The following is a 17,994-nucleotide window of genomic DNA, read 5'->3' as shown; positions in this document are numbered from 1 at the left end:
CGGCACAAGCCGTCCCCTCTCGAATTGGAGTGCCAGTGATGAACGCCAGGAAGAAGATCGTCAGCGCAGGCTTGGCCGCAGTGGGAGCCACCGCAGTTATGCTGGGCACCGCGACCACGGCCCAGGCCGAAATGGTAGGTCCCGGTTGCGCGGGCTATGCGCAGCAGGTGCCGGTGGGCCCGGGGTCGGTGATGGGCATGGCCCAGGACCCGGTGGCGGTCGCCGCCTCGAACAACCCGCTGTTGACGACGCTGACGAAAGCGGTTTCGGGGCAACTCAATCCGCAGGTGAACCTCGTCGACACGCTCAACGGCGGTCAGTTCACCGTGTTCGCGCCGACCGATGAGGCGTTCGCCAAGATCGACCAGGCCACGATCGCCAAGCTCGCGACCGACGCCCCGCTTCTGACGAGCATCCTCACCTATCACGTGGTGCCCGGGCAGGCCAGCCCCGCGCAGGTGGTCGGTACGCACAAGACCGTGCAGGGCGCCGACGTCACCGTGACCGGTCACGGCAGCGGCCTCAAGGTGAACGACGCCTCGGTTGTGTGCGGTGGCGTGCAGACGGCGAACGCGACCGTCTACCTGATCGACACGGTCCTGATGCCCCCGATGAACTGATCGAGTGCCACAACGGATCCGGAGGGCAGTCCGAGCTACCCCCAGCAGGACTGCCCTCCTCCGGTCCGCTCACTCGGTTCCGAGTGCTCCGAGCAGTCCGTGGATGTCGAGTTGACCGCGGTGCGCGACCAGCATGTCGCCCTGGAAGCGGTCGATGTGAATGCCGCCGACCGACACCTGCCTGCCGGTCGGCGCGACACCGCGGAACTCGCCGGTGTGTGTCCCGACGAACCGGCACCGTGACACCCCGTGAGAACCGTCGATGAGCACCTCTTCGATCTGATGACGGCCATCGGGGAAGGCGCGCGAGAAGTCCTGCAACTGGCCGAGCCACGTGTCCCAGCCGATCGGCGGCGCGCTGCCGACCTCGACGACCACCCGCGGCGACACCAGCGCCTCGAGCGTCGTCCAGTCCCGGCGGTCGATCGTGGTGTAGAGCGACACCACCAGTTCGCGAACCTCGTCACCCGAGAGGCTCATGCGCGCACCTTCTCGATGATCGCCTCGGCGAACCGCTCGATCGGTTCGCGGTAAGCCTCCACATCGGAGGCGCCTTCCATCCCGACCCACGGGCGGCACATCACCGCGGTGATGCCGATGTCCTCGGCCCGCCTGAAAAGATCCACGGTCGGCGGTTCCAGCAGGGCCAGCATGATGTCGAACGGCTCGCTCTCGCGGCCGCATTCGCGCCGCAGGGTGCGCAGTCTCTCGACGTACCGCACGGCGTCGTCCCACGCGTAGGCGTAGCCCACCCAGCCGTCGCACAGCAGGCTGGCGCGGCGCAGGGCGGCCTCGGACTCACCCCCGCACAGGATCGGCACCGGTTCCCGCGGATGCGGTTCGATCATCATCTCCGGCACCTCGTAGTGCTTTCCGCTCCACGACACCCAACCGCCCCGCCACAGCGCGCGCAGCGCCGGGATCATCTCGTCGAGCCGCTTGCCCCGCGTCGCGAAGTCCTGGCCCATCAGCTCGTACTCCTCGCGCATCCAGCCGACACCGACGCCGAGGGACACCCGGCCGTCCGACAGCACCGAGGCGGTCGCAACCACCTTCGCGACCTCCACCAGGGGGCGGCTGGGCGCGATGTAGACGGCGTTGGAGAACCGCAGCCGCCGGGTCACCGCCGCCATCGCGCCGGTCAGCACCCAGGAGTCCGGCCACGGGGTTTCCGGTGGCCACCCGGGCTTACCGGTCGGCGAGTCCGGGTACGGCGAGCTCAGCTCGCGCGGGTACACCATGTGGTCTGCGCTGATCACGCCGTCGTAGCCGGCCTCGTCGAGCATCCGCGCCACCGGCAGGATTTCTGACGTTTTCATGAACGGGGTGCCCGACCAGAACTGCATCCTGTTTCTTTACCGTGAATTTCGGGCAGCATCAATCCCATGCCAACGCTGTTGTGGTTCCGGCGTGACCTGCGGCTGCACGATCTGCCCGCGCTGCTCGACGCCGCGGCCCGCGACGGCGAGGTGCTGGCCTGCTATGTGCTCGACCCGCGGCTGAAGAAGTCGTCGGGTCCGCGCAGGCTGCAGTACCTCTACGATGCGCTGCGCGATCTGCGCGCTCACCTCGACGGCAGGCTGCTGGTCACCCAGGGGCGTCCCGAACAACGAATCCCGAAGCTGGTCAAGGAGATTGACGCGTCGGCCGTGCACGTGTCGGGTGACTTCACGCCGTTCGGCCGCCGTCGTGACGACGCGGTGCGCGCCGCCCTCGGTGGCATCCCGCTCGAGGCATCGGGCTCGCCGTACCTGGTGTCGCCGGGCCGGGTCGCCAAGGGCGACGGCACGCCGTACAGGGTGTTCACCCCGTTCTTCGCCGCCTGGCGCGAACACGGGTGGCGGGCACCCGCGAAGTCCGGCCCGAAGTCGGCCGAGTGGATCGACCCCTCCGGCGTCGCCGGCGGTGTCGAGATCCCCGACGCCGGCGTGAAACTCGACCTGCCCGCTGGCGAGACGGCGGCCGAGAAGCAGTGGAAGACGTTCGTGCAGAAGGGTCTTCAGGGCTACGCCGATGACCGCAACCGCCCGGACCTCGACGTCACCAGCCGGATGTCGGCGCACCTGAAATTCGGCTCCATCCATCCCCGCACCATGGCCGTCGACCTCGGACGCGGCAACGGCGCGCAGGCCTATCTGCGGGAGCTGGCCTTTCGCGACTTCTACGCCTCGGTCCTGCACGAGTGGCCCCGCAGCATCTGGTGGAACTGGAACTCCTCGTTCGACGACATGGAGTTCGACGAGGGCCCCGAGGCTCAGCAGCGGTTCGAGGCGTGGAAACAGGGCAGGACCGGCTTCCCGATCGTCGACGCCGGCATGCGGCAACTGGCCCAGACCGGCTGGATGCACAACCGGGTCCGGATGGTCGTCGCCTCGTTCCTGGTCAAAGACCTGCACCTGCCGTGGCAGTGGGGTGCCCGCTGGTTCCTCGAGCAGTTGGCCGACGGCGACATGGCCAACAACCAGCACGGGTGGCAGTGGGCCGCCGGGACGGGCACCGACGCGGCGCCGTTCTTCCGGGTGTTCAACCCCACGACGCAGGGTGCGAAGTTCGATCCCGACGGCAGCTACGTGCGCCGCTGGGTACCCGAGGTCGACGACGACGGCTACCCGGAGCCGATCGTCGACCACGCGGCCGAACGCAAGGAGGCGCTGCGTCGCTACGCCGCGCTGGGCTGAGGGCTACTTGACCACAAGGCCGGCGTCGATCGGCAACGCGACCCCCGTCAGGTAGCGCCCCGCCGCACCGCACAGGTAGACCATGGCGTCGCTGACGGCCTCGGGCGTCACCAGCCCGTCGGGAAGCGGGGTCGCCTGCGACTCGCCGAACCTCGGGTGGTCGGCGACGAAGCCGGCCACCACTTCGTTGAGGATCATCGGGGTCGCCACCCCACCGGGATGGACCGAGTTGACCCGAATGTTGCGCTCCGCCAACGATGTCGCGTAATACCGCATGAGCCCGACGACACCGTGCTTGGCCGCGTTGTAGCCGGCCGCGCCGTGACTCATGGTGTCGGTTCCCGGGCTGATCGATTTCAGACCGGCGGCCGAACTGGTGATGACGATCGCTCCCCCGTCGCCGTGCGCCAGCATGGCGGGAAGGGCGGCCTCGATCGTGAAGTGCACGCCCTTGAGCATCACGTCGACGGCGTCGACGAAGGCCGCGACCTCACCGCGCCGATCCCCCATGGCGGGCAGGATCCCCGCGTTGGCGAGCACGAAGTCGACGCGGCCGAACGCGGCGACACCGCGGCCGACGACATCGCGCAGCAGGTCGAAGTCGCGGACGTCGCCGTGTTCGGCGAGGATGCGCCGACCCGTCTTCTCGACCAGGTTGACGGTCTCGTCGAGGTCCTCCGGGGTGGCCATCGGATAGCTGATGCTCTCGATCTGCCCGCACAGGTCGACGGCGATGATGTCGGCGCCCTCCTCGGCGAACCGCACCGCGTGCGCGCGCCCCTGGCCGCGGGCGGCGCCGGTGATGAAGGCGACTTTGCCCTCGAACTGCTGTTGCCCGTGCGCTCCTCGCGTCCGCAGTGTCATGACGCATCACCCTACGGCGGCGCGTAGTAGAGCTATGCGAGAATGTCGGCAGAATCAAGCCCGACCGTGAGGAGCAGCCGTGGCCAGCACTGAGGTGGAGCGACACACCGGGGTCGACGTCGAAGACGTGCCGTCCGCGGAGTGGGGCTGGTCGGCGGAGAACCACAAGCTCATCCACCTCGGCGGAATCCTGGCGGCGGCGTTCCTGCTGTTCATGCTGCACGGCAACCACACCGGCCGCGTCGAGGACCTCTTCCTCATCGGCTTCGCCGCGGCCATCCTGATCGCGGTCGGGCGTGACTGGTGGCTGCGCCGCCGCGGCTGGATCCGCTAGACCGGATACAGCGGCCGCAGCGCCTCCGCGCGGACCTCGTACAGCGTCTCGGTGGCGATGACGTCGCCGGCTACCGATGCCGCCGAGAGCGCCAGGGCCTTGAATGCCCGCGCCGCGACGCTCAAGCGGTGCTCTGCCGGATCGACCGGACCGCCCAGTTCGGCGGGCCATGCTCCCAGCACCGTCACCTCGGACGTAGCGCGCCGGGCCGATTCCAGCACCAGGGCGCGGACGTCCGGGTCGACCCGCGGCAGGTCGGCGGTGACCGCCAGCGCGCCGGTGTGAGGAACGTCCCGCAGGACCGAGCCGCTGTCTCCGTCCAGGCAGCCCGCACCCAGAATCGTCAGCGGCCGCCGATCGAAGCGTCCCGGGACCCACACGTCGACGTCCCAACCGGCCCGGGCCTGGTCGAACAGCCAGCCGCCCGCCAACTGCACCACATCGGCGAGGCTTGCTGCCAGCACGGTCAGCTGATGGTCGTTGATGCGTCCCGCACCCTCCCCCACCTCGTCGGCGCAGTGGTCGGCTGGAAGAGATCGCGTTGCCATAAGAGTCCTATCCGATCGAATCAGCGACGCTCATCGAGGGCCGTCGGCGGCACCCCTAGAGCGTGACACTATCGCGGGGATCTGTAAAGGTCCGATTCGTTCGAGTTCGGCGTGCCGCCGTCAGGTGAGCGCCGCGGCGCGCGGAAGCGCGGCGCCCACCGGCGCGAGCTCCTCCGACAACCCGGCGGCGCGGCGGATCTCGGTGAAGGCGTCGAACATGGCGTCGGTCGCCTCGTGCGGGTCGTCGAGCGTGCGGTCGTCGGTCAGCACGGAGATCGCGAGCTGGTCGACGTAGCTCCACACCGTGATGTTCATTCCGCTGCCGGTGACGAGGGGCCCGACCGAATAGATCTCGCTGACGGTGCCGCCCTCGATCCGGCCGCGCTGCTTTGGCCCCGGCACGTTGGAGATCGTCAGGTTCATCACCGTGCCGGACTCCATCCGGGCGGCCTGCATCCGGAAGAACTGCGGCGCCACCGCGGGCGGCAGGTAGGACATCCAGGCGGGCAGCACCGCCGGCCCCAGCAGCAGGTGGTTCTCCTTGGCGATCTTCGTCGCGACCGAGGTGAGCCTGACCCGCTCTAGCGGGTCGTCGATGTGCACCGGTAGCGACGGCGTCATGTAGGTGAACTCGTTGCCCGTCAACCGCTCCGGCGACGGGTTGGTGCTCACCGGAACACCCGCGATCAACGGTGCGTCGGCGCGCCCGTCGTAGCGCAGCAACAGCTTGCGCAGCGCCCCCGCCGCCGTCGCCAGCACGATGTCGTTGAGCGTGACACCCAGGTGCTTGCCGGTCTCCTTGACCTCCGCGAGGTTCAGCGGCGTGGTCGCGAACCGTCGCCCCGGCGAGACGACGTGGTTGAGGAACGTCGGCGGCGGCGCGAAGCTGCGGGCCAGCTCGGGGTGACGGCCGCGCTCCTTGGCGCGCCTGCGCACCCGCGATATCCCGGTCGTCGTCTCGCCGACCAGTCGGGGCAGCCTGCGGATCAGCACCGCGTGGTCGCGCCCGGCCGCCTTCAGCAGCTCAGCCGTCGTGACGTCCGCGGCATGGGCGATCGCGGTGTCCGGCGACGGCTCGTCCGGCTGGATGGCCTTGGCCATCTGATTGGCCGACGCGACGCCGTCGGCCAGCACGTGATGGACCTTGTGGATGATCGCGATGCGGTCGTCGGCCAGGCCGTCGGCGACGTACATCTCCCAGAGCGGGCGGCTGCGGTCCAGCGGTGTGCTGGCGATCTCGCCGATGAGCTGGTCGAGCTCGCGCCTGCCGCCGGGCGCGGGCACGCGCGCCGGCCGGACGTGGTAGTCGAGGTCGATGTCGTCGTTCTCCACCCACATGGGATGGTGCAGCCGCAGCGGGATGTCGACTAGTTGGTAGCGCAGCGCCGACAGCGCCATGAGCCGCGGGTAGGCGATCTGCCGGAAGAGCTCGAAGTCGTAGCCGTCCACCGCCGACACGTCGAGGATGCCGACCTTCAGCGTGTGCATGTGAATCGAGGGGGTCTCGCTGTACAGCATCAGCGCGTCCACCCCGTTGAGTCGCTTCATTTCTCCACCCCTCGCGCCGACTGACCCTTCGTATCCCCAATTCCACTCGTCGCTATGCCGGTTCGCCGAAGAAGTGACGCGCCGTCATCGATTTGTAAAGCTGTGTCCATGAGTCTCGTCGCCGGCCGAGGTCCGCTGAGCACAGATCCCGCGGGTTGGTTCACCCCGCCGCTGCCGCCCGACGTGGTGTTCGTCGAACCGCACCCGCGGCGGGTGCGGGCGCTGCGTGGCGGGCGCGTCGCGCTCGACACCGAGCACGTGCTGATGGTGCACCGCCGGGGGCAAGCGCTCAGCTATGCGTTTGCCGCCGAGGACGTCGGCGACCTGCCGAGCGAGCCCGTGCCGGAGGCGCCCGGTTTCGTGCGGGTGCCGTGGGATGCGGTCGACACATGGCTGGAAGAGGGCCGCGAGCTCGTCCACTATCCCCCCAACCCCTACCACCGGGTCGACTGCCGGCCGACCCGGCGCGGCCTGCGGGTGTCTGCGGCGGGAACGGTCCTGGTCGACACCGCCGAGACGGTGATCGTTTTCGAGACCTCCGTCGAGCCGCGCCTCTACGTCGACCCGTCGCACGTCCGCACCGACCTGCTGCGCGCGTCGCACACCACCAGTTACTGCAACTACAAAGGCCACGCGCGCTACTGGTCGGCGGTGATCGGCGATGCCGTCGTCGAGGACGTCGCGTGGAGCTATCCGGACACCCCGCCCGAGACCTCACCCATCGAGGGGTTCTTCAGCTTCGACGCCGCCCGTGCGCAGGTGTCGGCGGAGCTTCCCCAGTTCGAACGTGAGCATGTGCCTCAACACGGCGCGGCGATTTCAAGCGCCGAAAGTCGCGCATAACTTCACCTTCGGCGTCACCTCGCCGCGGCGATCACCGACTTCCCGAAGCGCTCGATGGTCTCGAGCACATGGGCGAGGCTGTCGCCCGGCAGGCCGACCTGAACCCACGTGACGCCGACGGCGGCGAGTTTCTCCAGGCCCGCCAGATACTCGTCGGTGTTGAAGTCGTCACTACCGGGGCTCCCGCCGTCGGCGTTGGTGAACGCCACGTCGACCGCCGCCGGATCCCGCCCCGCCTCGTCGCACCGCCGGCGCAGGTCCTCGATGCCCGCGGCGAGCCCGTCGGCGTCCATCTCCGCGGTGCGCGCCGTCTGCGCCAGCACCGCGGGTGCCGCGAACGGGCACCAGCCGTTGCCGTACTTGACGACGCGTTTGCGCGCCGCGGCGGTGTTGCCACCGACCCAGATCGGCGGGTGCGGCGTGCTCACCGGCCGCGGGTGGGCAGTGATGCCCTTGGCGGTGAACGTCTTTCCCTCGTAACTGAAGTCGTCGGTGGTCCAGATGCCGCGGATGACTTCCAGCGCCTCCTCGAAAATGGCCGCCCGGTCGTCGAAATCCACACCCAGAGCGGCGAATTCGCGCTTGAGGTAGCCGACGCCGACAGCCAGCGTGAACCGCCCGTTCGACAACAGGTCGAGCGTGGCTCCGGACTTGGCCACCACGAACGGGTTGCGGTACGGCAGCACCACGATGTTCGGGATCAGCCGCAGTGTCGCCGTCCTGGCGGCCGCGAAGCCCATCGCCACGAACGGATCGACCGCGTCGTGCCCGCCCGCCTCGAGCCACCGCTGGGTGGGCGCGGGGTGATCGGTGAACCCGAAACCGTCGAACCCCGCCGCCTCGGCCGCCGCCGCGACCGTGGCGATGCCATCGCCGGTGACCAGCTCCGGGTTGTAGGGATGGCTGTGCATCGGGTGGGTGAACGTGAACCGCATGTCATCGCTCCGCTCAGAACATTCTTCTCGTTTTACGAGAATGTCGTTACCATGCGAACCACCGAAAGTACAGCGTTGGGTCCGCGAAGGGAGCACCGAACTTGGGCGAGATCGCGCTGTCGCCCGCGGTGCATGGCCCCTCTCCGGGAGGTGACTCCCGGGCCCATCGCTCGACCATCATCACGCACGGACGATTGGAGCTGCGGGCGTGACCAGACCCGAGATCGGTGTGTACCTGCCCCAGATGGGCTTCACCTTCGAGCAGGTGCTGCACCGCGCCCAGCGCTGCGACGCGCTCGGCATCGACTCGTTGTGGCTCTACGACCACCTCTACGGTCCCGGCATGCCGGAGTACCCGTCGCTGGAGGCGTGGACGCTGGCGACCGCGCTGCTCAGCCGAACGGAGCGCATTCAGATCGGGCACATGGTGTTGTGCAACCAGTTTCGCCACCCCGTGGTGCTCGCGAAGATGGCCACCACCCTCGACCACATCTCGGCGGGCCGGCTGCAGCTGGGGATCGGCAGCGGTTCCATCGAAGACGAGCACGACCGCGTCGGCCTGCCCTGGGGCAGCTTCCGGGAGCGCTCCGAACGGCTCGGCGAGACGCTCGAAATACTCACCCAGGCGTTCGCCGACGAGCGAATCGACCTGCAGGGCAAACACTTCACGGTGCGGGACTTTCCCGTCAAACCGGGTCCGGCACGGCGGCCACGCCCACCGCTCGTGGTGGGCGGTGTCGGCGAGAAGTACACGCTGCCGTTGGTCGCCCGCTACGCGGACGTGTGGAACGTGCCGACTTACGCGCTCGGTGAACTCGAGCACAAGGCGGAGGTGCTGCGGTCGATCTGCTCGGACATCGGCCGCGACCCGTCGTCGATCGTGCTGTCGGTCGAGGCGGTGATGGCGCTCGCCCCCGACGATGCCGCATTGCCCGCGGTGCGGCAGCTCGCCGAGAAGCGGTTCGGCGTACCGGCTTTCGGACTGCACGAGGGCGGCCTGATCGGCACGCCACCGGCGATCGTCGACCGCATCCACGAGCTTTCAGCGCTCGGCTTCGGTCAGATCGTGCTGTTCACTCACGACCGCGGATCCGACGAGACGCTCGAGCTGCTCGCCTCCGAGGTCGTCGCGCGGCTCTAGCGTTTCACCGGCGGCGCGTACGCCGGCCGTCCGAGCCCCAGCGCCTGCTGGGCGATCATGTTGCGGAACACCTCGAGCGTGCCGCCGTAGATGCCGGTGGGCCCGGCCAATCGGAAGACGTATTCGGCCGCGCCGTCGTCGGCGGCGCCTTCGGTGCCGACTGGCAGGGTGGCCGCCGCGCCCAGCAGGTCCATCAGATCCGGTGTCACGTCGCGCATCGTCTGCGCGATCGCGACCCGGCCGAACATCCCGGGTGTGCTCGTCGCCGCCTCCATCCGCGCGATGGCACGGCCGAGGCGGTACCGTGCGGAATCCTCGTCGCCGGCCACCGCCGCCACGCGGTCGATCGCCTCGGCGAGCAGAAGCAGGTGCTCCGACATCGCCGCGATCTTCTGCAGCCCGTCGTCCAGCCGCTCCACCGTGCCGTGTTCGGCGTTGAGCGCCTCGCGCAACACTTTCCAGCCGGCGTTGACCTCGCCGACGCGATACCGGTCCTCGATGCGGACATCGCTGTAGTAGGTGATGTTGGTGCGGTCCCCGTCGACGGTGCGGATCGGCTGGATCTCCACCCCCGGCCGGTCCAGCGGCACCAGGAACATCGTCAGGCTCTGGTGCTTCGGCGCGTCCGGATCGGTGTTGGTGACCAGGAAGACGTACTGCGCGTTCTGGGCGTTCGACGTGAACATCTTGGAACCGTTGATGATCCAACCGTCACCGTCGCGCACTGCGCGCGTCTTGCAGGTCGCCACGTCCGATCCGCCCTCGGGCTCGGTGTATCCCAGACACAGCCGATAGTGACCCGACAGCACCTTGGGAAGCACTTCGCCCTTGAGGGCCTCCGATCCGAACTGCTCGACGCTGCGGGCGACCATCGCCGTCGTGCCCCAGTGGAACCACGGCGTGTGCGCCCGGCCGATCTCCAGTTCCCAGATGCGGCGACGAACCCGGCTGAAGCCGCCGTCGGAGTCGAGCCGGTAGTCGGCGACGAGGTAACCCTGCGCCCCGAGCGCCAGATGCACACCCTCGTCGAAATTCTCCCCCGTCGCACGGTCGCGGGCGATGACCTCGTCGGTCACGATCGTCTGCAAGAAGTCACGCAAGCCGTCCCGGAAGGCCACGTCGTCTTCGCTGAGTTCGACATGCGAGAAATCCACCACCCCACCGTGACACTTCGGTCCGTATTTGTAAAGATGAGCCGACACCGGACGAAGGGCATCACCGTGGGCATCGTCACCTCCAGTTCCGAAACCGCGTTCCACCAGGCGCCGGAGACGATCTACGACTTCGTGACCAACCCGGCGAACTGGACCAAGACCTATCCCGGCAGCACTCACGTCGGCGCGTTACCGGACAGGTTGCCGCTCGAGGTCGGCGACACGTGGACGGAGTCGGGTCCGGACGGCAACCGCATCTTCACCTGGCACCTGGCGATCGCCATGCGCCCGAAGCTCTGGGTGTTCAACTCCGTGGGCCGGCTCGGTCATGACGCCGACGGCAGCGGCGGCATGGAGGGCCGGATCACCGTGCAGTACCACTTCACCGAACCCGGCGCGGATGTCACGTTGTTCACCAGGACGATGACGATCGAGGCGTACAAGCACGCGCCGCTGCCGGATGCGCTGTTCAAGCAGACCAATCCGGCGAACATCGACGCCTACCACGCGGCGATCGCGCGCGAACTGGGCTGACGTCAGCCGTGCAGCGCACGCCGCAGCGCGTTGCCCTGTAGGTCGAAGAGCCGCATGCTGATCTCCCACTCGGGCAGCAACGAGTCGAATCCGTGCACCGTCCCGGGGAAGACGTGCAGTTCGGTAGCGACACCGGCTGCCATGAGCCGCTGTGCGTAGTCGATTGTCTCGTCGCGCAACGGATCGAGCTCGGAGCAGGTGATCAGGGCCGGCGCCACCTCGGACAGGTCCCCGGCGCGGGCAGGTACCGCGCCGTCCGGGACGGCATCGCCGGCCAGATAGTGCCGCCACATCTGCTCGGTGGCCGGCCCGTCGAATCCCGGTGTCGCGGCGAACTCCTTCTTCGATGGCGTCGGTCGATCGTCGAGCACCGGCTGATGCAGCAGCTGGAACGCGACGGACGGCGCCGAGCCGGCGGCGGAGCGCTGCGCGAGCCCCGCGGCGAGCGCGGCGCCCGCACTGCTGCCCGCGACGGCGATCCTGCTGGTGTCGACGCCCAGTTCGGCCGCGCTCGTGACCGCCCACCGCAGCACGCTCAACGCGTCGTCGGCCGCGGCGGGATAGGGATGCTCCGGTGCCAGCCGGTAGTCCACCGAGATCACCGTGCAGGCGGCGCGGCGGGCGAGCTCGATGCACTGCAGGTGGTCGGTGTCGAGGTTGCCCAGCACGAACGCTCCTGCGTGGCAATAGATTACCGTCGGAGACGGCGGTGCGCCACTGCGGTAGATGCGCACCGGGATTGAGCCCGCATCGCGGTTCTCGAACTCGATGCCGACGGTGCTGACGTGCCTGGCCGTCTCGGCGCGCCGCTGGTTCAGCGAGTCGCGGACGACGCCGAGCAGGTTCGACGACAGGTCGGTGCGCGCGTCGGCCAGGTGGCGCAGGGCCGGGTCGAGCCGGTCGACGATGTCCACGACGCTACGCATGTTCCGCCGTCCGGGTTTCGGGCGACGCCGCCGGTGACCGCAGCGGGAGCTCGAACACGTAATCGGAGGCCTTGAAACGCCTGGTCATACCCCAGAACGCGCGGGCGCTGCGCGGCCACTGGGTGACCACCCTCCCGTTCGCGGCGCGAAAGTAGTTGCTGCAGCGGGTGAGCCAGACCGTCCCCTGCATCCAGTCGTCGACCTTCGCGAGGAAAGCGTTCATCGCCTGCGGCCGAACGGCGACGTAAGCCTTACCCCTGCGCCGCATGTGCCTCAACGCGCGCACGATGTAGTGAGCCTGGGCCTCCAGCATGAAGATGACGCTGTTGGAACCGACGTTCGTGTTGGGTCCGTAGAGCATGAAGAAGTTCGGGAATCCGGGCACCGCCATGCCGAGGTAGGCATAGGCACCGTCGGCCCACGTCTCGCGCAACGTCACGCCGTTCTCGCCGACGACGTCGATCTGGCCGAGGTAGTCGGCGGCCGCATAGCCGGTCGCGCAGAGCACCGCGTCGACGTCGAGTACGGTACCGTCCGCGGTCACCAGGGACCGGGCCCGCAGGGACTTCGCGGGGCTCGAGATCACCTCGACGTGCGGCTGGGTGAGGGTCTGCAAGTAGTCCGTGGCGAACACCAGGCGCTTGCAGCCGAATGGATGGTCCGGCGTCAGTTTGCGGCGCAACTCCTCGTCGGGCACCGTCGCTTCGAGCACCCTCAACGCGATGCCCTTGAACTCCTGCGTCTTGTCGCTACCGTGCTCGATGACCGAGATGTTCGACTCGCTGCGCAGCCACAGCCGGGTTCGGTAGATCTTCTTCGCGAGCGGGACGTTGCGGAACACCCACTTCTCCCGCTCGGTGTACGGCCGGTCGGGCTTGGGCAGGATCCAGGTCGGTGAGCGCTGCACCGAGTACACCTTCGCTGCGACCTTGGCAACCTCCGGAACAAGCTGTGCTGCAGTGGATCCCGTCCCCAGCACCGCTACCCGGGCACCGGCGAGGTCGACGGAGTGGTCCCACCGCGCGGTGTGCATCAGCGTTCCGGTGAACGGTTCCTCCTCGACGAGGTCCGGCATCACCGGCTGGGTGAACAACCCGACCGCCGAGATCACGATGTCGAATCTGTGGTGCCGCCCGTCGGCCGTCGCCAGATGCCACGCGCCGGATTCGCCGTCCCACTCGGCCGATACGACCTCGGTGCCCAGCTTGAGGTGGGGTCCGAGTTCGTAACGCCGCGTGCAGCGTTCGAAGTATTCGAGGATCTCCGACTGCCCCGACCACAGCCGCGACCAGTCGGCGTTCAGGTCGAACGAATAGCTGTACAGGTGCGATTTCACGTCGCAGGCGAGCCCCGGGTAGGTGTTGATCCGCCAGGTTCCCCCGACGCCGTCCTCGCGGTCGAAGATCGTGAAGTCGCGAAAGCCGGCCTTGCGCAGGAAGATCCCGAGCGCGAGACCGCCCGGCCCGGCGCCGATGATGCCGACCGACAGGTTCATCCGATCCGCAGGCATTGCCCTCCGTCCACGATGAGTTCGGCGCCGGTCATGAACGACGCGGCCTCGGAGACCAGGAAGGCGACCACGTGCGCCACCTCCATCGGCTTGCCGAGCCTGCCGAACGAAGCCGTGATCCGGGCTCTGGCCGCCTCGTCGAGCATCGGCGTCTCGATCGGGCCGGGGAACACCGCGTTGACCCGTATCCCGTCGGCCCCCAGTTCGGCGGCCGCGATCTGGGTGAGGCCACGCAGCGCCCACTTCGACGACCCGTAGGCGGCGTGATTGGGGAAGGCCCGGATCGCGCCGGTGCTGCACGTGTTGACGATCGACGCTCCGTCGGCCTGCCGAAGATGCCCGAGCGCGGCCTTGATGCCCAGAAACGGCCCGAAGCAGTTGAAGCGCCAACTGCTTTCGAAGCCCTCGGCCGTCTCGTCGCCCAGCGCGGCGCGGTGCAGCACACCGGCGTTGTTGACCAGGGTGCTCAGCGCACCGAAGCGCTCAACGGTGCGGCTCACAGCGTCGCTCCACTGCTCGGGTGAGGTGACGTCGAGCGGCACCGCGATGACCGTGTCGCCGCCGAGTTCATCGACGCCGGCCAGGAGTTCGTCCATCCGGACGTCGCAGGCGGCGATGCGGAAGCCGTCCTCGTGGAGCCGTCGCACGATCGCTGTCCCCTGGCCGCGTGCTGCGCCCGTCACCAACGCGACGCGGTCCCCTGTCATTGCGCATCCTTTAAGATATCGGCCGCGCCGCGCCGCAGCGACTGCGACTCCGAGGCGAGCGTGAGCATTCGAAACCCCAACTCGGCCATTGCCTTCGCGGGTTTACCCGCACCTGCGTGAATACCGGTCACCAGACCGGCTGCGGCCGCCGTGGCCCGGGTCCTGGCGATGGCGTCGGCCACCACGGGCGCGGTCCACGCGTCGGACGGGGCGACGCCGAGCGTGATCGCCAGATCCGCCGGCCCGACATAGACACCGGAAACGCCGGGGACGGCGCAGATCTCGTCCAGGGCCGCCAGCCCTCGCGCGCTCTCGATCATCACGAACACACCGACCCGGGCCTCGTGCTCGGCGGGATCACGGCCGAGACCGGCCCGCAGCGGCCCGTAACTGCGCACTCCCGCAGGGGCATACCGCGTCGCGGCGACCGCCGCCCGGGCCTGCTCGGCCGACTCCACCATCGCCACGATGACCGCGTCGGCCCCTGCGTCGAGGACGCGGCCGATGGGCGCGGGATCGGCCGACGCGAAGCGCACCGCGGTCGCGATCGGGACATGCTCCGAGCGGCGCAACAGCAGCGCGACGGCGGCGTCGTCGAGATAGCCATGCTGGACGTCGAATCCGACGTAGTCGTATCCGGCCCGGGCGAACTCCTCCGGCCCGATGATGGTCGGCCCGACGATCCACCCGCCGTAGATGCGTTCCTTGGCGGCGAGGGCCTGCTGCAATCGGCTGGACGTCATTCGGCGATCGCTATCTTGATGCGCTCCGGCACCGGGCGGCTCGCCAACTCGAACGCCGCCTGCGCCTCCTCGACGCCGAACGTGTGCGTGACGTAGGCCGGCAGCAGATCGGGATGTCGACGGGCGAATTCACCGGCGGCGGCCAGGACCCGTCGCCTCTCCAGCGTCACACCGGACTTGAGCGTCAGGTTGTTGCGCAGCATGGTTCGCATGCTGATGGGATAGCTGTCGTCGTCGGGCACCCCGAAGTAGAAGACGGTGCCACCCGGCGCAGCGGCGTCGATCGCGTGACCGAGGGTGGCGACCTGATGGCCGACGGCCTCGATCACGACGTCCGGCCGGTCGCCGACGTCGAGATGACTGACCCACCGGTCGCTGGTCGCGCGGACGATGGTGTCCACACCGAACTCCTTGGCGACCGTGTCCCGGTCGACGGGATCGACGCCGGTCACCTGCCGGGCACCCGAAGCCTTTGCGGCGTAGGAGAACAGCAGGCCGATCGACCCCTGTCCGATCACCGCGACATGCAATCCCGTGAGGTCGGGCAGTTGTTCGACCGCATAGAGCACACATGCCAGCGGCTGCAGCGCCACGGCGTGTTGTGGGCGCAGCGCCGAATCATAGGACGCCAGGCCGTCCCCGTCGGCGACGACGAACTCCGCCAGACCGTCGAAGCCCGAGGCCCATCCCACCACGAGGTCTGCGGGCGCGTGGTCCGGATGACGGCTGGCGATCACCTCGCCGACGACCTCGTGGATCGGAAAGCCCGGCAACTCTGCTGCACTCAACCCCGTGTCGCCCGGGATCTTGCCCCGCACCCCGCGAAACGGCGGAATGTCACTGCCGCATACGCCGGCGGCGTGGAAGCGCAGCAGCACCTGCCGGTCGTCGAGCGAGTCCGGGGTCTTCTCCGGGATGTCGACGCGCTCGAAGGTGTACGGCGCGACCAGTCGGTACGACCACACGTCACACCTCCACCGGGAGGCTGCTGAAACCCCACTGGAAGCTCGACGGTGGGCGGAACGCGGTGCTGCGGTCGATGCGCCAGTCGCTGACCCGCTTCAGCCACTCGGTCACCATGATGGTGATTTCGAGTCGCGCCAGGTGCACGCCGAGGCAGAAGTGCTGGCCCCTGCCGAAGGCCAGTAACCGCTCGATGGGCCGGTTCCAGAGGAACTCGTCTGGATCGGCATACTCGCGCTCGTCACGGGCGGCCGACGCCAGCAGCGTGATCAGCCGTTGCCCCGGCCGGAATGTGGTGTCGTGCAGCGTGAACGGCCGACGCACGGTGCGGGCGAACCACTGTGCCGGGGCGCAGAAGCGGATCATCTCCTCGCGGGCGACGGGCACATTGGCGTCCAGGTCGGTTGCGACGGCGACCATTTGGTCCGGTCGCAGGCCGAGTTCCCACAGCCCGTGCGCGACGATCTTCGGTACGGTCTCCGTGCCGCCGATGAAGATGCCGAGCAACTGGGTCGCGGCCTCGACGTCGTTGAACCCCGATCCGTCGGGCAGGCGGTAGTCGATCAGGTTGTCCACGATCGGATTGCCGCCCGGTTCTGTGCGGCCACGCTGCACGAGTGGGATGAGGTACTCCAGGTAACCCGGTCGCGCGTTGGCGACCTCCACGCCGCTGCCGGGCTGCGCGAGGCTTCCGGCGTTGACCGTCGCCAGCACCTCGGGCGCCAGATCAACCGGCAAACCCAGCAATTCGCAGACGACCGAGGCGGCGACGATCCCGCCGTAGTCCTGGGTCAGGTCGAAGGCGCCGCGCGGCAGCAGGGCGTCGAGGCGCTCGTTGGCCAGCGTCCTGATGCGCTCGGCCAGTCCGGTGACCGACCTCGGCCGGAACGGACCCGAAGTGCAGCGGCGCACGGTGTCGTAGACCGGGGCGTCGAAGTTGGCGTGGAACGGCATCGGGTGCAGCGGCGGATCCGGCACCGGCCCGTCGTTGCGGTTGCCCAGCACCGTCGCGGCGGGCAGCGTTCCCTCCGACGCGACGAACGTGCCGTCGTTGACCTCCAGCACCCGCCAGATGTCCTCGAAGCGCGACAGCGCGTAGGTGTCCCACTTCTCGACGTAGTACACCGGATGGTGGTCGCGCAGCGTCCGGTAGTACGGCAGCGGATCGGCCATCACCGCCGGGTCGAACGGATCGTAGGAGAAGTCTTGCAGCACTGCGCTGTTCATTTCAGCGGCGACGGGGGTAGCGCCTGCAGGATCGAATCCTCCCAGCCGTCACGCAGCGCGGGCGCGACGCTCATCCAGGTGACTATCTCGGCGGGCGGGCTGTCCTTCCACGACGGGTAGTGGTTGGCAAAGCAGTCCCAGTCGCCGTCCAGCGCCCAGTAGTGGATCACCTCGTTGAACCGGAACGTGGTGATGAACGAACCGAGCCAACGCTTCCCGGTGCGCTCCGACCACGGGACGTAGAGGCGCTCGAGCTCGCGGATGTAGTCGTCCTGGCGACCGGGTTTGGTCTGCATGATCTCCTGGATCACCAGACCGGCACCGAAGTTCTCGTCCTGCAACTGCGCAAGGGTCCTGTTGAACTTGCCCGCGTACATGATGCGGCCCTCACCCCTGGCCCCGAGTTCGGCGAGGAGGTCCGACCATCTCGCGGCAGCCGCCTCGTGGGAGCCGCCACGGGCCTGCGCCTTGCCGATCCGCGCGTAGTCGGCGAACGTGTCGATCTCCCAGATGACCGTGACCTGAGGCCAGTGTCCGTTGTACGGGGCGGTCTCCCACAGCGCGAACAGCCGCGCGCCCAGCTCGGTCATCAGCGGGTGGTAGACGTCGCCGAACACCTCGCAGAAGCGGTCGGCGCGGCCGGAGCCCAGATCGATCGTCTCGTGCAGATACAGCAGCGTATGGCCGTAGAACTTCTTCATCGCCTGGACCCGGTTGAC

At 68.5% G+C, this 17,994-nt stretch carries 20 protein-coding genes; 6 read left to right on the top strand and 14 right to left on the bottom strand.

The annotated features are described in order from the left end of the window. The first annotated feature begins 98 nt into the window (after nucleotides 1-98). Nucleotides 99-620, top strand: a complete 522-nt coding sequence (locus ABGB19_RS03615) for a fasciclin domain-containing protein (RefSeq protein WP_347684706.1) — start codon at nucleotides 99-101, stop codon at nucleotides 618-620. 69 nt (nucleotides 621-689) lie between these two features. On the opposite strand, the gene ABGB19_RS03610 is transcribed toward ABGB19_RS03615, so the two are convergent. Both ABGB19_RS03610 and ABGB19_RS03605 read right to left on the bottom strand, forming a co-directional pair. After that, nucleotides 690-1,100 (bottom strand): ester cyclase, encoded by a 411-nt coding sequence (locus tag ABGB19_RS03610; protein ID WP_347684069.1) that lies wholly within the window; start codon nucleotides 1,098-1,100, stop codon nucleotides 690-692. After that, complete coding sequence (locus ABGB19_RS03605) at nucleotides 1,097-1,966, bottom strand: TIGR03619 family F420-dependent LLM class oxidoreductase (protein ID WP_347684067.1); 870 nt, start codon at nucleotides 1,964-1,966, stop codon at nucleotides 1,097-1,099. Before ABGB19_RS03605 ends, ABGB19_RS03610 begins: the two co-directional genes overlap by 4 nt. 39 nt (nucleotides 1,967-2,005) lie before the next feature. Between ABGB19_RS03605 and ABGB19_RS03600 the strand changes: the two genes are divergently transcribed. Continuing rightward, nucleotides 2,006-3,298 carry a deoxyribodipyrimidine photo-lyase gene (locus ABGB19_RS03600; protein ID WP_347684065.1) on the top strand — a complete coding sequence of 431 codons (1,293 nt, stop codon included), beginning with the start codon at nucleotides 2,006-2,008 and terminating at the stop codon, nucleotides 3,296-3,298. Between the two features lie 3 nt (nucleotides 3,299-3,301). Here the strand turns inward: ABGB19_RS03600 and ABGB19_RS03595 are convergent, their stop codons facing one another. Continuing rightward, nucleotides 3,302-4,162, bottom strand: coding sequence for a mycofactocin-coupled SDR family oxidoreductase (locus tag ABGB19_RS03595; RefSeq protein WP_347684063.1), 861 nt, complete (start codon nucleotides 4,160-4,162; stop codon nucleotides 3,302-3,304). Between the two features lie 79 nt (nucleotides 4,163-4,241). On the opposite strand from ABGB19_RS03595, the gene ABGB19_RS03590 reads away from it, so the two are divergent. Beyond that, complete coding sequence (locus tag ABGB19_RS03590; protein WP_347684061.1) at nucleotides 4,242-4,496, top strand: DUF2631 domain-containing protein; 255 nt, start codon at nucleotides 4,242-4,244, stop codon at nucleotides 4,494-4,496. Here the strand turns inward: ABGB19_RS03590 and ABGB19_RS03585 are convergent. Then, nucleotides 4,493-5,044, bottom strand: a complete 552-nt coding sequence (locus tag ABGB19_RS03585; protein ID WP_347684059.1) for a hypothetical protein — start codon at nucleotides 5,042-5,044, stop codon at nucleotides 4,493-4,495. The two genes, ABGB19_RS03590 and ABGB19_RS03585, sit on opposite strands and share 4 nt — an antisense overlap. A gap of 120 nt (nucleotides 5,045-5,164) precedes the next feature. After that, nucleotides 5,165-6,592, bottom strand: a complete 1,428-nt coding sequence (locus ABGB19_RS03580) for a wax ester/triacylglycerol synthase family O-acyltransferase (protein ID WP_347684057.1) — start codon at nucleotides 6,590-6,592, stop codon at nucleotides 5,165-5,167. Between the two features lie 108 nt (nucleotides 6,593-6,700). On the opposite strand from ABGB19_RS03580, the gene ABGB19_RS03575 reads away from it, so the two are divergent. Then, nucleotides 6,701-7,435, top strand: a complete 735-nt coding sequence (locus ABGB19_RS03575) for a DUF427 domain-containing protein (protein WP_347684055.1) — start codon at nucleotides 6,701-6,703, stop codon at nucleotides 7,433-7,435. Between the two features lie 14 nt (nucleotides 7,436-7,449). On the opposite strand, the gene ABGB19_RS03570 is transcribed toward ABGB19_RS03575, so the two are convergent. After that, nucleotides 7,450-8,370 (bottom strand): LLM class F420-dependent oxidoreductase, encoded by a 921-nt coding sequence (locus tag ABGB19_RS03570; protein WP_347684053.1) that lies wholly within the window; start codon nucleotides 8,368-8,370, stop codon nucleotides 7,450-7,452. 208 nt (nucleotides 8,371-8,578) lie between these two features. Between ABGB19_RS03570 and ABGB19_RS03565 the strand changes: the two genes are divergently transcribed. Continuing rightward, entirely contained in the window at nucleotides 8,579-9,511 is a 933-nt protein-coding gene (locus ABGB19_RS03565) for an LLM class flavin-dependent oxidoreductase (RefSeq protein ID WP_347684051.1), read from the top strand. On the opposite strand, the gene ABGB19_RS03560 is transcribed toward ABGB19_RS03565, so the two are convergent. Continuing rightward, on the bottom strand, nucleotides 9,508-10,665 hold the full coding sequence (locus ABGB19_RS03560; protein WP_347684049.1) for an acyl-CoA dehydrogenase family protein: 1,158 nt from the start codon (nucleotides 10,663-10,665) through the stop codon (nucleotides 9,508-9,510). The two genes, ABGB19_RS03565 and ABGB19_RS03560, sit on opposite strands and share 4 nt — an antisense overlap. A 66-nt stretch (nucleotides 10,666-10,731) precedes the next feature. Between ABGB19_RS03560 and ABGB19_RS03555 the strand changes: the two genes are divergently transcribed. Further along, nucleotides 10,732-11,199: an SRPBCC family protein gene (locus ABGB19_RS03555; RefSeq protein ID WP_347684704.1), complete on the top strand. Its 468-nt coding sequence runs from the start codon at nucleotides 10,732-10,734 to the stop codon at nucleotides 11,197-11,199. Nucleotides 11,200-11,201: 2 nt separating this feature from the next. Here ABGB19_RS03555 and ABGB19_RS03550 read toward each other — a convergent pair whose 3' ends face one another. From ABGB19_RS03550 to ABGB19_RS03520, 7 genes are read right to left on the bottom strand one after another with little or no spacing between them, the layout of a single operon-like run. Then, on the bottom strand, nucleotides 11,202-12,125 hold the full coding sequence (locus ABGB19_RS03550; RefSeq protein WP_347684047.1) for an alpha/beta hydrolase: 924 nt from the start codon (nucleotides 12,123-12,125) through the stop codon (nucleotides 11,202-11,204). Then, nucleotides 12,118-13,635 (bottom strand): NAD(P)/FAD-dependent oxidoreductase, encoded by a 1,518-nt coding sequence (locus ABGB19_RS03545; protein WP_347684045.1) that lies wholly within the window; start codon nucleotides 13,633-13,635, stop codon nucleotides 12,118-12,120. Before ABGB19_RS03545 ends, ABGB19_RS03550 begins: the two co-directional genes overlap by 8 nt. Then, the gene (locus ABGB19_RS03540; RefSeq protein ID WP_347684043.1) at nucleotides 13,617-14,342 is read right to left on the bottom strand and encodes an SDR family oxidoreductase; all 726 of its coding nucleotides are present in this window, start codon (nucleotides 14,340-14,342) and stop codon (nucleotides 13,617-13,619) included. The genes ABGB19_RS03545 and ABGB19_RS03540 overlap by 19 nt, the downstream gene beginning before the upstream one ends. Beyond that, nucleotides 14,339-15,085, bottom strand: a complete 747-nt coding sequence (locus tag ABGB19_RS03535; protein WP_347684041.1) for an aldolase/citrate lyase family protein — start codon at nucleotides 15,083-15,085, stop codon at nucleotides 14,339-14,341. The genes ABGB19_RS03540 and ABGB19_RS03535 overlap by 4 nt, the downstream gene beginning before the upstream one ends. After that, the gene (locus ABGB19_RS03530) at nucleotides 15,082-16,050 is read right to left on the bottom strand and encodes a zinc-binding dehydrogenase (RefSeq protein WP_347684039.1); all 969 of its coding nucleotides are present in this window, start codon (nucleotides 16,048-16,050) and stop codon (nucleotides 15,082-15,084) included. The genes ABGB19_RS03535 and ABGB19_RS03530 overlap by 4 nt, the downstream gene beginning before the upstream one ends. 1 nt (nucleotide 16,051) lies before the next feature. Beyond that, nucleotides 16,052-17,275: a cytochrome P450 gene (locus tag ABGB19_RS03525; protein WP_347684033.1), complete on the bottom strand. Its 1,224-nt coding sequence runs from the start codon at nucleotides 17,273-17,275 to the stop codon at nucleotides 16,052-16,054. Beyond that, nucleotides 17,272-17,976: an NIPSNAP family protein gene (locus tag ABGB19_RS03520; protein ID WP_347684702.1), complete on the bottom strand. Its 705-nt coding sequence runs from the start codon at nucleotides 17,974-17,976 to the stop codon at nucleotides 17,272-17,274. The genes ABGB19_RS03525 and ABGB19_RS03520 overlap by 4 nt, the downstream gene beginning before the upstream one ends. Between the last annotated feature and the right edge of the window lie 18 nt (nucleotides 17,977-17,994).

This window comes from Mycobacterium sp. B14F4, from assembly GCF_039871645.1.
GTDB lineage: Bacteria > Actinomycetota > Actinomycetes > Mycobacteriales > Mycobacteriaceae > Mycobacterium.
The sequence above is the reverse complement of the archived record's forward strand: the minus strand, read 5'-3'. Positions and strand labels throughout refer to the sequence as shown.